The organism is Indolivaga capnocytophagoides, from assembly GCF_036511535.1.
GTDB classification, from domain to species: Bacteria; Bacteroidota; Bacteroidia; order Bacteroidales; family Dysgonomonadaceae; genus Dysgonomonas_A; species Dysgonomonas_A capnocytophagoides.
The window spans coordinates 3,251,054-3,265,223 of the sequence record NZ_AP028867.1 but is presented as its reverse complement, the minus strand read 5'-3'; the positions used below and the strand labels follow the sequence as shown (position 1 = coordinate 3,265,223).

At 36.6% G+C, this 14,170-nt stretch carries 10 protein-coding genes; 2 read left to right on the top strand and 8 right to left on the bottom strand.

The genetic code is table 11. The features are described from left to right. Window positions 1-62: 62 nt before the first annotated feature. From AABJ51_RS13100 to AABJ51_RS13070, 7 genes are all read right to left on the bottom strand, one after another. Entirely contained in the window at window positions 63-1,757 is a 1,695-nt protein-coding gene (locus AABJ51_RS13100) for an MAC/perforin domain-containing protein (protein ID WP_338372869.1), read from the bottom strand. A gap of 100 nt (window positions 1,758-1,857) precedes the next feature. After that, window positions 1,858-3,201 (bottom strand): HmuY family protein, encoded by a 1,344-nt coding sequence (locus tag AABJ51_RS13095; RefSeq protein ID WP_338372868.1) that lies wholly within the window; start codon window positions 3,199-3,201, stop codon window positions 1,858-1,860. A 77-nt stretch (window positions 3,202-3,278) separates the two neighbouring features. Continuing rightward, complete coding sequence (locus AABJ51_RS13090) at window positions 3,279-5,561, bottom strand: TonB-dependent receptor (RefSeq protein ID WP_338372867.1); 2,283 nt, start codon at window positions 5,559-5,561, stop codon at window positions 3,279-3,281. Between the two features lie 449 nt (window positions 5,562-6,010). Continuing rightward, entirely contained in the window at window positions 6,011-6,958 is a 948-nt protein-coding gene (gene cysK / locus AABJ51_RS13085) for a cysteine synthase A (RefSeq protein ID WP_134437254.1), read from the bottom strand. A gap of 154 nt (window positions 6,959-7,112) precedes the next feature. Further along, window positions 7,113-7,745, bottom strand: coding sequence for a DJ-1/PfpI family protein (locus AABJ51_RS13080; protein WP_338372866.1), 633 nt, complete (start codon window positions 7,743-7,745; stop codon window positions 7,113-7,115). Between the two features lie 19 nt (window positions 7,746-7,764). Next, a complete protein-coding gene (locus tag AABJ51_RS13075; protein WP_288210372.1) occupies window positions 7,765-8,637 on the bottom strand; it encodes a beta-1,6-N-acetylglucosaminyltransferase in 873 nt (290 codons plus the stop codon). 5 nt (window positions 8,638-8,642) lie between these two features. Further along, a complete protein-coding gene (locus tag AABJ51_RS13070; RefSeq protein ID WP_338372865.1) occupies window positions 8,643-9,977 on the bottom strand; it encodes a DUF3329 domain-containing protein in 1,335 nt (444 codons plus the stop codon). A gap of 285 nt (window positions 9,978-10,262) precedes the next feature. On the opposite strand from AABJ51_RS13070, the gene AABJ51_RS13065 reads away from it, so the two are divergent. Further along, window positions 10,263-11,666 carry an OmpA family protein gene (locus AABJ51_RS13065; protein ID WP_338372864.1) on the top strand — a complete coding sequence of 468 codons (1,404 nt, stop codon included), beginning with the start codon at window positions 10,263-10,265 and terminating at the stop codon, window positions 11,664-11,666. A gap of 222 nt (window positions 11,667-11,888) precedes the next feature. Here the strand turns inward: AABJ51_RS13065 and AABJ51_RS13060 are convergent, their stop codons facing one another. Then, on the bottom strand, window positions 11,889-13,229 hold the full coding sequence (locus tag AABJ51_RS13060) for a dihydroorotase (RefSeq protein ID WP_338372863.1): 1,341 nt from the start codon (window positions 13,227-13,229) through the stop codon (window positions 11,889-11,891). A 102-nt stretch (window positions 13,230-13,331) separates the two neighbouring features. Here AABJ51_RS13060 and AABJ51_RS13055 point away from each other — a divergent pair, with 102 nt between their 5' ends. After that, the gene (locus AABJ51_RS13055) at window positions 13,332-13,877 is read left to right on the top strand and encodes a terminase small subunit-like protein (protein WP_338372862.1); all 546 of its coding nucleotides are present in this window, start codon (window positions 13,332-13,334) and stop codon (window positions 13,875-13,877) included. Window positions 13,878-14,170 lie beyond the last annotated feature (293 nt).

Sequence of the window (14,170 nt, the reverse complement as noted above, 5' to 3'; positions counted from 1 at the left end):
AAAATGCAGATTGACAAGCCGAAAAAATCGGCCTGTCAATCTCTGTTAGATATTTTTTATTGTTAAAGACCAATGACGGTATAACCTTTTAAGGTGCTTATCTTTTCGACATTCATATTTTTTATTTGTTTTAAACCATAAGTATCCAGAATATAATCAGCATGAATTCCTAAAGCATATTTTTTTCCATTGCTATTAAAGAGGATGTATTTAATAGTTTGCCCTTCTATTTGGCATAGTTTTATGCTGCTTTTATTTATATTTGTAAAATCGTAAAAATCAGAATATAAAGAGTTTATGTCGGAGGTGGACATCCAGGGTTCTTCGTTTATATAAGCAGATAGACCTTCAAATATAGTTTCTCCATATGTTGCAGCTGGGGTTGTTCCATCAGATAATTCATTGCCTGTAGCCAGACTATATATATAACCAATTTCATTTGTAACACTTTTCGGGATTTCTTTTAAACCTAAAAGTATACTAGTATAATGGCGGGTACTTAAGAATGTTGCTAAATATCTATTTGCTCCTATGTAAATCAGCATATATCCAATGCGAGGTTCTATTAAAGAGAAATTTGAATTATTAGCAAGATTACTAGATAATCGATAATCAGATAAATTCTGTTTTATTAATTTTTTAAAATTATCTTCTAAAACAAAGTCATAAAGAGGAATTAACCCTTCTTCATTAATATGATTTATAATTGCATTATTGTTGTCTACAGATTTTGCCCAAGACGATAAATCAATATTAACTTTAGATATATCTTCAGGGGATGTGTAGGTCGTAATACCTAGACCTGTATCTCCTCCTATTGTCTTTATAGAGATATCAACTTTTGAAAATCTTGTAGTAACAGAATCTTTTGCTTTAGTAGATAGATTAAAAGAAATATTATTTGAAAATAACTTAAAAGAATTTCGTAGAGCTATCTCCAGATCTTTTTCTTTACTCTCTGTATTGGTCGTTGTCTTTGATGATCCAATGTATAGAGCATTTGCTGATCCTCCTAATGAATAATTAGCTAAAACATGTGTTCCATAAATGCTCAGCGTTCGAATAATTGAATTTTCGTATAGTGTATTTCTGAAGCCATTAGTTACATATTTTTCGCTGTAATCGTAAATATTTCCTGGGTTTAAAGCAAGTTTATATCTATCTATATATATAGATAGTTCTCCATATACTGATTTGTTCTCGTCACTAGAACTTGTTTTGAAAACTTCTTTATATGTTGTCTTAACTCCAAAGCTAATAAGATCTTTGACCCCTGCGGAAGTTCCATGTTTTACAGTTTTTGACATTTCAGATTTAGCATAGTAATTATCTTCTTTTGCAAATGCGAAGAATTTATTATCTGTCGTTAATAAATCAAGAGGAACTATATTGCTATCATCATCATTATATATTTTATATGGATCTACAACGGGAAATGTAATGTTTATCGGATCCTCAATAGGAAATCTATAATTAAGTTTAAATCCAGAACCTAAGTTTTTTAGATTATAACTGTTACTGTTTGTCCTAATTGAAATATTATTGATATCCGCATCATTTTCTCTATAGATAGAGTCCATACCAGAGGAAATGATGAAAGGTGCTGTTCGTTTTTTGATCAATATCATCTTGCTGGATGTAATTTTGTCTTCAAGAGAGGTATTGTTGATAGAATCTTGATTTAAAGTTTCATTTTCGCAGGATGATAATACTAAAATCGATAATGATAATAATCCGAATTTGAATGCTCTTTTCATATTTACAATTTTGTGTTAATTATTATTGAATGTTTGGCTGTTTTGTGTTTAGCAAGCCCGATTTGATAATGGTTTTATCAAATCGGACATATCTTGGATATTATTTAACCAAAGCATATTCTATTTCAGGATAACCTCGAGTTCCAGTATCGCTTACTCCCATTTTTAGGAAGCGTAGTTTGTAGATGTTACCGGCCGCATCTTTGACAAGATAGAATCGGTCTGCCTTAATTCCTTTTGAATCTCCTGTTGTTGCCCGCCATTTACCTCCTATGGCATCTACTTCTGATACAAATTCTATATCAGCTAAATTATCTTTACTGAATGCAGCGTATACCTTGTCGTCACCCATGACTTCCGTTGCTGTAACATTTGATAGATAATTTATTGAAACAAAGTCTGAATAGTTATAAGGTTGTGCCCCAGTTGTGTAAGTCTGATATGACCATTTTATATCCCATTTTGCTTTAAGAGGTTCTACTTCATTTATAGCATTGCTTCCGAATGAAAAATGGATAAAGTTGTAATCAGTATTCTTTTCTATTTCCTTCGTAATTACTGTGGAACTGCCACTAGCGGCATATTGTAAAGAGTATCCTTTTTCTGTTTTAGAAACTTTTACTTTATACAAAGATGATTCGTTTGCAGCTGTTGCACCTAGACGTACTAGGTATACATCGTTTTCTTTAATAACGTTTTTAGTGAGATCTCCTTTAACATCATCTACCAAATCGAAGCTTGCTCCTGAGATTCTGGCGAATGCTAAAGATATGTCATAAGCTGTAGAGTCGGCAGCTGATATAACGTCAGTTAGTTTAATATCTACTTTTTTAGCAGAACTTCCTGTTGTATTATTCAGTTTTACGCCAAAAGAATCTCCACAGTAGAAGCCGAGACTCCAGATATTACGGGCTATTGAAGTTTGCTCATTTCCACTGAAATCGACAAATACAGAGTTTACAGCTGCCGATCCGCCTTCTCCACCTTGAAGTGTCATTGTAGATCCTGTAGATACGATGGCTCCGAATGTCAGTTTCAATGATTTCTTATCTCCCAGTACCAAGCCTCCTGTTGCTGAGCTGATATCGAAAGTTATCGATTCGTCACCTTCGAGAAGTTCTGCCAATTTTTTCACTTCAACAGTTGCTGATGTGCTGCCCGCTTTAATTGTGGCACTTATTGCGTTGCCTGATGTGGCGGGAGTTGTGGTAAAATCGTCGCCATAGACTACTCCTGCTGCAGTAACGCTAATATTAACTGTAACATCTGAGCTTTCGGCTCTGTCTATATTGATTGTGAAAGATTTGGATGATTCTGTTTCAGAAATTCCCAGTTCGGTTGCAGAAAAATTGACTGTATTGTCTGCTAAAGGGGGATCATCGTCGCTACATGACGTTACGAATAATCCTGCTAAAACTAAGCTTAAATAGAAAAACTTTTTCATTCTGTTTTATTTAAAAATAATTGTTGAAATTTGATGATTTGTTTTATCTGCTAAAGTAGCAGAAGGGTCTGTAACTCTTATTGTTCGAAATTAAATGACAGTCCTACGAAATACGAACGTCCGCATGCCATCTGGCTTACACCGGTACCACCGCTGTGAGCTCCGCCTGTGGTATTGTCACGTACTGTAGTGATGTCGAAGATATTTTTGATTCCTGCTGTCGCAGTCAATAGTTTGCAGATAGGGCGAGATACCGTAAAGTCTGCCCAGTTGAAACTGCTTTTGCCCAATAAATCGAGTTTGTCATTCGAATCATACATGTATTCTTTACGTTTTCCTGTGAACTTGTAGAATACACTGAATGTGGCAACTTTGCTCCAGTCGTAGCTGATATTGGCGGCTACTTCGGGTGAGTATCTGAATTTTGACATGTCTTCGTCTTTCAGTGCTTGGTCTTCGTACAATTTGTTGTAACGTCCAACCAAAGACATGTTCAAAGAGGCTCTTAAGGACTTCCAATACAGGTTGTTTTCGAAAGTCAGCCCTAGGGTTCTGTATTTGTCTATATTGTAATATTTGCTGTAACTGGAGTTTTCTTTTGATTCAGTCAAAGAAATACGGTCTCTGAAATCGTTGAAGAATCCTGTTAACTGAGATGTCAGCCTTATATCTTCTTTGTGGATGGAACGCCATGTAAGCGATACCTGATAGCTGTTTGAGTATTCGGCTTTCAGATCGGGGTTTCCATCTATATTGTGATTCGAGTCGTGGAATGAATAATATAATTCCTGTAGGGTAGGGGCTCTGAATCCTCTTGCGTATGATGCCCGCAAATCGAGGTCGCCGCTAAGTTTAGCTTTTACATTTAAGGCGGGTACAGCCCAAGGAGCATCGTATACAGAGTTGAATGACGAGCGTGCTCCGGGACGTATAGTCAACCATTCCAGAGGAGAATATTCTGCTGATAAAAATACTGCAGTATTGGTGATCGTGTGGGCTCCATTCATCCGGTCTCCTTCTCCGTTATCGGATTGTATTTCGACTCCCGGTTGAAGAGTCAGGTCGTTTCTTACTTTCCAGACTGCCATAAGTCGTCCGAACCAAGCGTCAAAAGTGGTTTTGTCTTGTTCTCCGGCATTGGTCGATAGTGTCTTTTTTCCGGTGTTGAGGTCTATGTTTGTAGTACGGGTACGTCTGCTGTAATCCTGATATGATCCGGCAAGAGAAAACGTTAAGTTGTTACTTGCTTTCCAGTTTCCTTGCAATTGGTGAGTATAACGGTTTACAATGAACTCTTTGTCCGAGGTGGTATTATTTACCTTGTTGATGTCGGCTTCGGTAAGTAGGTTTTCATTCAGGTAATCGAGCCTGTATGACAAGTTGTAGTTCGATTTTGACATTCCTATTTGTCCTCCCGCCAGATATTGATCTTTAGGCTGCCATTGTTTTTTTCGTCCTGTAGAGTCTCCCTGCCATCCTCCGAATCGGTTTCGGGTAAAACTTCCGGCGGCGAATAATCCGTTATCAAAAGCATATCTTGCGTTAACTCCTTCGTTATGTATTCCTTTCTTATCGAAGAAATTGTATTCGTCGCCGATGCTTTCTTCCTGAATACGGGCTCCTACTGAAAGTTTTTTTCCGTCTTTTGCTGATCCTCCTTTGGTAATAACATTTATTACACCTGCAAGGGCATCACTACCGTAGATAACAGACATCGGACCTTCGACAATTTCTATACGCTCTATTGTGTTTATATCGATCTGGCTTAAACTTTGTTTTTTGTCCAGACGATCTATCATCGGAATACCGTCGAGCAGTACTTTTACATTATTTCCACTCATACCCATTATCTCGAAATCGGTTTCGCCCAAGGCCATATCATTTGATAGACGGATGCCTATTTCTGTATTTAAAAGGCTTTGCAGGCTGGTTGCCGCTTTTTGCTGTATTTGCTGTTGAGAGATAACCCTAACCTTGTATATCGAGTTCTGAATGGATTGAGGAGTAAACTGTCCTGTAACGACTACTTCGTTTAGCTGATTTTTGTTTTCGATAATAGTCAGGTCGTCAAATCTATTAATTGATCCTGATTTGATTGTTACCGGAAATTCTTTTCTGTGAGCCGATATAGAGTACACCTGCATAGTGTATTCCCCTTCGGGTGCTTCAAATTCGAAATATCCTTTGCTGTCGGATACAGAGCCATATGGTGTTCCTTTGAGAGAAACGGAAATGTATTCGGCCGGATATGCGTCGGTTGTTCTGACTATGCCCTCTACTTTTGTTTTTGCATTTTTTTGAGCAAAAGAAGGCAGGGTAACTGCCAGAATGGCAATTACAACATATATATATCTAAACATATATTTAATTGTTTATTAGAAGTCTTTCAGACTTTTGTTATTTGGTAAAATATTGATGTTGGTAATTATCATCGGGTATTTCTTGTGCTATAATGAACAAAAGGTTGGCGGCCTTATTGTTGTACCACATTCAATACCAAATGATAAGGGTTATATACCCTGTAAATCCGGATTGTCGACAATTAGCTAATTTTACGATAGCAAATGTAGATTGAATGTAAAAGGCCTGCAATACCTAGAAGTAGTGAGATTTTTAATTTTTATAATAATTTTTAGCGATTATTCGAGTTTGATGTAGTATTTAAGACACTGTTCCTCATAATTACTGTAAAATTAGACATATTCTAAACAAAGAAAACCGGAAGATTGTAAATGAACAATCTTCCGGTTTTCGGTCTCAGACCGCTAAATGCAGTCTTCTTTCTATTTTTATTTCTACTCTTTCTTATTTATAGAGGATATTCTTCAAATGCGTAAAGAACGGTTGATAAGTAGCGTTCTCCTGTATCGGGTAATATCGCTACAATATTTTTGCCTTTATTTTCGGGGCGTTTCGCCAATTCGGCTGCTGCATATACAGCTGCGCCTGATGATATTCCGACAAGTAGTCCTTCTTCGCGGGCTAATATTCTGCTGGTACGGATTGCATCGTCATTTTGTACCTGAATAATTTCATCGACAACACTTGCATCATATGTTTTAGGAATAAAACCGGCTCCGATACCCTGTATTTTGTGAGGGCCTGGCTTTCCTCCCGATAGAACGGGAGAATCGGTAGGTTCTACAGCTACAATCTGAATATTAGGGTTGCGTTGTTTCAGTACTTCTCCTACGCCGCTTACTGTACCTCCTGTTCCTACTCCGGCAACAACGATATCTACTTTTCCATCTGTGTCTCGCCATATTTCTTCGGCTGTGGTTTTACGGTGGATCGCCGGGTTTGCAGGGTTTTCGAATTGTTGGAGAATTACTGCATTAGGAGTAGTCTCTTTCAATTCGTTTGCTTTTGCTATAGCTCCTTTCATGCCATCAGGACCGGGAGTCAATACTATATTTGCTCCAAGGGCTTTTAATAAATTGCGGCGTTCTATACTCATCGTTTCGGGCATAGTCAGGGTTAGTTTATATCCCTTGGCTGCCGATACAAAAGCCAACCCTATACCTGTATTTCCACTGGTAGGTTCAATAATTACGCTATCTTGTTTTAATAAGCCTTTTTCTTCAGCATCGGTGATCATTGCTAGAGCAATGCGGTCTTTTACACTTGATGCAGGATTGAAATATTCTAATTTACCTATAACTTTTGCTTCCAGATTATGTTTTTTCTCGTAGTTCGAAAGTTCGAGTAAAGGAGTGTTACCGATCAGGTCTGTTAATTTTTTTGCTATTGTTCCCATAATTTTTATTGTTTTAAGGTCTCAGACCTTTTTGCAATATTGATTAGCTGAAGGTATTCGACCTGTTTTTTTATTGTTTTAATCTTAATACAAAGTTATTCTCTCCGGGCTATAATTCAAATACCATAAACAGGGTATTTTTAGAATTAAAGGTTCAGACTTTTTTGTTGATATTCTTTTGGATTATAAATTCTTCTTCCTCAAAACCCATAGCTTTTTTTATTACTGACATATCTTCCTCAGAGGTCAGCATTTTTAATAATTCAAATGCTACACTTGGTGCTGTCTCTGGACAATAAGACGTAATGATATTACCATCAACGACTATTCTTTCATTCACAACATTCACTCCAAATCCTTTCAGTTCTTTTTGCCTGTAACCATTATTCAAATGATAAGTGGTTGCTTTCCGATTTTTAAGAACTCCACTTTTACCTAAAGGAAGTGCCCCGGTACAAACAGTTGCGATAATTTTACCTTTTGCATCAAACTCTTTAATTAATTCTAAGAATCTTTCGTTGTAGGCTTCTTCATAAAAACCAAATTCTTCAAATCCTCCCGGTATTGCTAATGCATCATATTCGTCAACGTTTATTTCTCCAATGGTTTTATCAACCGTTACAGGTATATTGAAAGTGCTTATGACTTTTTCAGTAAAACCACAAGTGTCGACTAGCAGATTATGTCCGTAGTCAACTCTTGCCCAGCCGAGAATATCTATAAAGACGCAAAATTCCATAGTTTCAAATGCCTTTGCTAGAAACACTAATACCTTCTTATTTTGCATACTTTTCGATATAATATAATTATATAATGTCTTGCTTTATTATAGCCAATAATCCGGTCGACGCAGGATACTCAAACTTTCGGGCAAATAAAGCCTCTGATTTTTTAATATTGTTATAGTCTGTATTGTCTAGATTTGCCGGAAAATTTCCATTCCTATTTTCCCAGACAATAAATCGCAGGTTGTTATTTATGATCGTTTCTTTGAGCGGAGAATTTAATAATATCGTCTGGAAGAAAATTTCTTCTGCACAGAATGTATATTTAAACCTCTTCAAGTAATCAGGGTTGTTTCTCATAAAGGAAAAAGTGTATTCAAGTGCCTCCCTGTTTAATGACCAATAAGTCGATCCTCCGTATTGGTCGGGGAAGTTATTAGATAAACGTCTTTTGATACCTAATAGTTTTTGGATTTTTGAGAAACGTTTCAGTAATATTTCCTTGCTTCCGGTTCTGCCGTCGATCAAATCATATAGATTATATCTCGATAGACGATCCATTCCTCCTTCCGGCCAATCGGCATAGGGGAGCTTGTGGTATTCCATATAATTGGAATGTTTGTTTTTATTGATGAAATCGGAAAAGTCATTTTTTGACTTGATGGGAAAATCGTGTCCCGTAATCAGGTGAAAGTATTCGTTCCGCTCATCACTGAAGGCTTGTTCGGCTAATTCTACTATGGCTAACAGGTGATTTAGTCCTCCCCAGTTTATTTTATATTGGCGGGAGATATAAGCAATGTTTTTATTCTTTAGCAATTCGTCTATTGATTCAGTCGTTATCTTGCTTTTCTTGTCTATGTGGATATAGATATTGAACTCTTCTCCGAAAAAACGGACGATTTCTTCGAGGTGTTCTATGTTTTTATATGCTGTAATCAGAATAGCTTGCATGTGTCTTATTTTTCGAGAATAAATTCAATTTCGTAATATTTCGAAATATAGGGCAGAGCATAATACGTATCTCCCAATCCGAATTTTGTTTTTGCCTGATATTCTTTGAATGTTACGGAATCGGCTCCTGTTTTTTTCTTTTCGGCTATAATAAGCTCTCTTTCTTTCCAAATGTTATTTATGTTCGAGACATCTTTGTATGCATCATAATAACTGGCTGCAAATATAAAGATAGATCCGATAAAAAGGGCTGTTTTGATGTTTTTTACCAGTTTATCGCTGTTATTTAACCGGCGGTACATTATTCCGAATGCGATTATGTTGAAACAGATTGTACCAAACCATGCCCTTGCAGGAAATGATGGAGATGCAATCATAACATAGATGGAAACGAATACTCCGATAAAATAAACAGCTATATAACGAAAATCGCTGATCTTCTCTTTACTTTCAGTCTTTTTATATATAAAGTAGCAGACAATTAATGCCAGATTCAATGCACCTAAATATATAATCAGCCGTTGAGTGTACGTCAGCAGCCTGTAGATAATTAGGAAGAAGCTTAGTGATGGAGCTTCACTGGCTCTGGCGAAATTACCGGGAGCGGCTATCATCAATATATACCCGATTATTGCCCCGGCGAGTCCGGCATAAGCCCAGAAAGGAATATTCCATTTTTCCGATTTATAGTAGTAGATGAATGATAAGATCATGACAATCATTGCGGCAGCCGTATTCTCATTTGTCCATCCTGTTATAATTCCACAGATAAACATGGTGAAAATGTAGATTAGTCGTTTGTATAAGTTCTTTTTCTTATTGCTGTACAGTCTGTAAGGTAATAAGAATAGTAATATGAGGAGTGTCCCCCACAGATAATTACTGCTTCCTGTCAGCCACAAGCATGTTTCGGCAAATACGGGTTGTATAAACCACATAAGGCAGAATATGATAACTAATAAGTTTGGGCTGAATGTTCGTCTTGCTGTGACATGACTGTATACCACGATAATAAGTAAAGTATATGCGATGCTATTCAGTAAATCTGTTCTTAGTGGAGAGTAATTGTATAATAAAAGTTGATCTATAAGGTGTACGACGGTTCTTCCGCCCCATTTGCTGTAATGGAGCTGTTGTGATATGATTATATCATTTAAAGACGATAGCTTTTGATTTGTTTGGTAAACAAAACTATAAACGAAGTCATCACCAATTAAAGGAGTTAATATATTTAGTGTTAAAATAGTTAAAAAAACAAAAATAAGAAAAAGGGCGAAACATATTTTATTGGAGTATTTACATAGATCATCCTCTTTATCGGTAAAACCAAATTTATTCATAAAGGCGTTTAACTTATTTTTTGTGAAAATAATAGCTTTCGAAGATGTATAAAAGGGTTTTGTTAACATTTATATGGGTGGTTTATTTAAGAAATACTTATGGGCAAATATAGGAATTTTTTGGATTGTTTTTGTATAAACAAGGGGGTAGAATTCTCTATATGAGGATCTAATTTCTTCCGTTAAAAAGAGAAAAAAGGAATTATTTGTTTCAGAATACAAAAAAACAATATATATTTGCGGAGTATTACATGTATTTAGGATTAACATTAACATATGTTTAGTATGAATAGCAAGGTCTTATTCCTGTCACTCTTGTTTTCTAGTGGGATATTTACATTGTCAGCTCAGGATGAGTTGAGCCGAGATTTGATTCCTGATGAAGTTGAATATGGTCAACCAAATCAGACATACAATACTTATAAAACAACTTGGAAGAAAAATGCTTTTAAGGATAACTGGACTATCTCCGTTGGGGGTGGTGCTCAGAAGTTATTTGGTATTGATGATAATAAAGGCTCTTTCTCCAAGTCTGTGACCTTTGCTCCCCAAATTTCTATCTCGAAATATTTTTCTCCTATATGGGGTTTGAGGCTGAACTTTACCGGAGGTTCATTGCATGGATATAATGACGGGCAATTCGGAACATATGTGAAATGGAATCACGGAACCAAAAACTATTTAGGTCAAAGTGTGCTTGGTAAACCAGGTTATCCGGGTAAAGAATATCAAGGTGACCCTAGTATGTTGACTTGGGATCCTACATGGAATTATAGAGGCTGGAATACCTCAAATCCCGGTAGTGAAGAATCTGTTATTGGTAAAAATGGGAATACTTATTTCTGGAAACCGGGACAAAAAGGAGCTTTATATGTGGATCATGTCCGCTATTTTCAAGTAAACATTGATTTCATGTTTGACTTCTTTAATCTTGTGGGAAATTATAATCCTAAACGATTCTTTGAATTAACTCCTTTTGGAGGGATTGGTTTGTATAATGCTTTCTCTCATATGGGGAATGATAATATAATGCTTGTAGGTGCTCATGCCGGTATTATCTCAAAATTCAGATTAAGTGAAAGATTAGCTTTGCATGCTGAGTTTTCAGGGTCATTGGTCAGTGATTCATTCGATGGCCAAGTTGGTGATGAGAAAAGTATGGATGCCATCGGACAAGCGACATTGTCTTTAGCATATAAGTTCGGGAAAACTAATTGGCAGGTTGCGGAACCAATGGATGCAGAATTAATTAACAGATTGAACAATCAAGTTAATACATTAAGAGAGACTATCGCTAATCAGAAATGTCCGACATGTCCTCCACCGCCACCACCTGTGGAAGTCGTTAGACCTTCGACCGATATTAAATTCTTACCGGATCCTGTATTCTTTAGAATTGATAAATCTGTAATTGATCAATCAGAATGGATTAAGATAGATAAAGCTGCTAATTATTTGAATCAGCACCCTGAAGTTAATGTTGTGGTTACCGGTTATGCCGATAAAAAGACTGCTTACCCGGAATATAACATGAAATTGTCGGAACGTAGATCTAAAGCGGTGTCTCAAGCTCTTGTCGAAAAATATGGTATTAATCCGACACGGGTTTCTATTAACTGGTCGGGAGATAGAATACAGCCATTTACAGTAAATGAATGGAATCGTGTAGTAATATTTGTGATAGAATAACAACTCTAAGATATAAGGAAAAGACCTTCAGTGAAAACTGAAGGTCTTTCTTTTTATAATAATAAAATGTTGTAATAAATACTAAAACGATAGAGATATTAATAAGTAACAGAAAGTATTAAATGATGTTTTTTAAAGCAATGACCTGCTTTGCTGGTTATGCTTACAAAGTCAACAATTAATAATTATCGAAGGGAAAATGAGGCAAAAAGGTCTGAGAATTTAGTAATCGAAAGTCAAAGCTTTACCTTTAATTTCCTTGATTATTCCATTTTCAAAAGCTATCTGTCCATTAAGAAATGTCTTTTCGATAGTGGAGGAAACTGTTTCACCTTCGAGTGGAGACCATTTACATTTGTAGAGAATGTTTTCCTGGGTAATTGTATAGCTTTTTTCGGGATTTACTAAAACAAGATCTGCAAAATAGCCTTCCCTGATATATCCTCTCTTGTGTACTCTGAATAAGGTTGCCGGAGCATGACACATTTTGTCTACCACATCTTCTTTGCTTATTTTTCCATTTTTAGCAAGTTCCAGCATCATTTGTAAAGAATGTTGAACCAATGGGCCTCCTGATGCTGCTTTAAAACATCCTCCGATTTTTTCTTCAAGTAGGTGAGGGGCGTGATCGGTTGCTATAACATCAAGTTTACCGCTTAAAAGACCCTTCATCAGAGCTTCTCTGTCTTCCTTCGTTTTTACGGCAGGATTCCATTTAATGCGTGTGCCATATTTTTCATAATCTTCATCCGAAAACCAAAGATGATGTACACAAACTTCTCCCGTGATTTTTTTATCAATCAACGGTTTTATATCAAATAAGCTGATTTCACGGGCGGTGGATAAATGTAATATATGTAGCCTTGCTCCATGTTTGTCTGCAAGTTCTATAGCTTTTGCGGATGATTGATAACAAGCCTCTGCGCTCCGTATCAATGGATGATATTTTACAGGGGCATCTTCGCCATACAGCCCTTTGTAATAGGCTATGTTTTTCTGTATAATTTCTTCTTCTTCGCAATGGGTTGCGATCAACATGTCGATTTCACCGAAGATTGACTCCAATGCCTTACGTTTATCAACAAGCATATTACCGGTAGAAGATCCCATGAATATTTTTATACCACAGACATTTTTTTTGTCAACTTTTTTCAATTCATCCAGATTATCATTGGTTGCTCCCAGATAGAATGAGTAGTTAGAATATGATCGTTCGGAGGCTGATTCGAACTTTGTATTTAAAGCATCTATGGTTGTAGTCTGAGGTTTGGTGTTGGGCATCTCCATATATGATGTGACACCTCCTGCGATAGCGGCTTTGCTTTCTGTCGTAATATCACCCTTGTGTGTCAGTCCGGGATCACGAAAATGTACCTGATCATCGATTACTCCCGGAATAAGCCAACGTCCCGTTCCATCGATGATTTCGGCTCTATTGAGTATGTCTTGAGGAACATCTCCTGTCGTTTTATAGATGGTTTGTATCAGTTCTCCATCTACAAGGACTGATCCTGTAAAAGACTTTCCTTCGTTTATAATTGTTGCATTATGTATTAAGTACATGGCTTATTGATTTGATGATTATTATTTGGACAAAGATAATGTTTTACGATTGAACTGTCGGAAATCTCATTTTTTATCTATCCTAAAAAACACATTCAAATTATGGCAAAGTACACAGAAAAACTAGGAAAGAAAATAGCAGAAGCAATAGAACAGGATGAGTATACACTGGGAGAAATCTGCTCAGTACACAATATCAGCCGAAAAACATTTTATCAGTGGATGATTAAATATCCCGATTTTGAGGGGATGGTTGAGAATGCCCGTCTGGAGAGAGATGAACGTCTGTCTCAGAAAGCACGTCAGATACTCAAACAGAGAATAGAACAGGGACGTACAGTTACTACAACCCGCTATAAATATGCAGTGGATGAGTATGGCGAATTGTATCTGACCGGAAAAACCGTAACGATGAAAGAATACTCTCCGGATGAAAAGACCCTCAAAATGGCGATATCCAAAGAAAGCGACATCAACAATAAAGAGAAAAAAATTCTTTTGCAACTAAAGGAAGAAGAACGTATTTTACAGCAAGAGCTGGAAGACCAATTATGGGAAGAGGAAAGAGAGAGAAAGTATCAAAAGTGGCTGCGTGAATCAGAAGGACAAAAAACAGTGGAACAGCAGGCCTGCGAAAATGAAGTCTGATAACTTATTTTATTGTCACTTTTGTAACCTTTTTCAATGAATCGAAAATTATAATACTAATTAATAATTGTACCGATAAAATCGTTCTTTTAAGTTGAGCTATTTTTCTAATACACCCTCCCGGACTTGTTTTTCATTTTGCCTTGATGCAAAACGAAACAAAAAATCAAAGCTGCGCCTTCATCCCGAGGGTCACAGACCCTTTTGTAGGCTGGCGCAATCGAAGTTGTGCGTTAGCCAAGGCGCATACAGAGGTGAAGCCGTAATCTGACCAGTGAAACGGACGTTTAAAC

Excerpts from the sequence above, each read along its gene's own strand:
- AABJ51_RS13100 (WP_338372869.1), bottom strand. The coding sequence starts at position 1,757 with ATGAAAAGAGCATTCAAATTCGGATTATTATCATTATCGATTTTAGTA.
- AABJ51_RS13095 (WP_338372868.1), bottom strand. The coding sequence starts at position 3,201 with ATGAAAAAGTTTTTCTATTTAAGCTTAGTTTTAGCAGGATTATTCGTA.
- AABJ51_RS13090 (WP_338372867.1), bottom strand. The coding sequence starts at position 5,561 with ATGTTTAGATATATATATGTTGTAATTGCCATTCTGGCAGTTACCCTG.
- cysK (WP_134437254.1), bottom strand. The coding sequence starts at position 6,958 with ATGGGAACAATAGCAAAAAAATTAACAGACCTGATCGGTAACACTCCT.
- AABJ51_RS13080 (WP_338372866.1), bottom strand. The coding sequence starts at position 7,745 with ATGCAAAATAAGAAGGTATTAGTGTTTCTAGCAAAGGCATTTGAAACT.
- AABJ51_RS13075 (WP_288210372.1), bottom strand. The coding sequence starts at position 8,637 with ATGCAAGCTATTCTGATTACAGCATATAAAAACATAGAACACCTCGAA.
- AABJ51_RS13070 (WP_338372865.1), bottom strand. The coding sequence starts at position 9,977 with ATGAATAAATTTGGTTTTACCGATAAAGAGGATGATCTATGTAAATAC.
- AABJ51_RS13065 (WP_338372864.1), top strand. The coding sequence starts at position 10,263 with ATGAATAGCAAGGTCTTATTCCTGTCACTCTTGTTTTCTAGTGGGATA.
- AABJ51_RS13060 (WP_338372863.1), bottom strand. The coding sequence starts at position 13,229 with ATGTACTTAATACATAATGCAACAATTATAAACGAAGGAAAGTCTTTT.
- AABJ51_RS13055 (WP_338372862.1), top strand. The coding sequence starts at position 13,332 with ATGGCAAAGTACACAGAAAAACTAGGAAAGAAAATAGCAGAAGCAATA.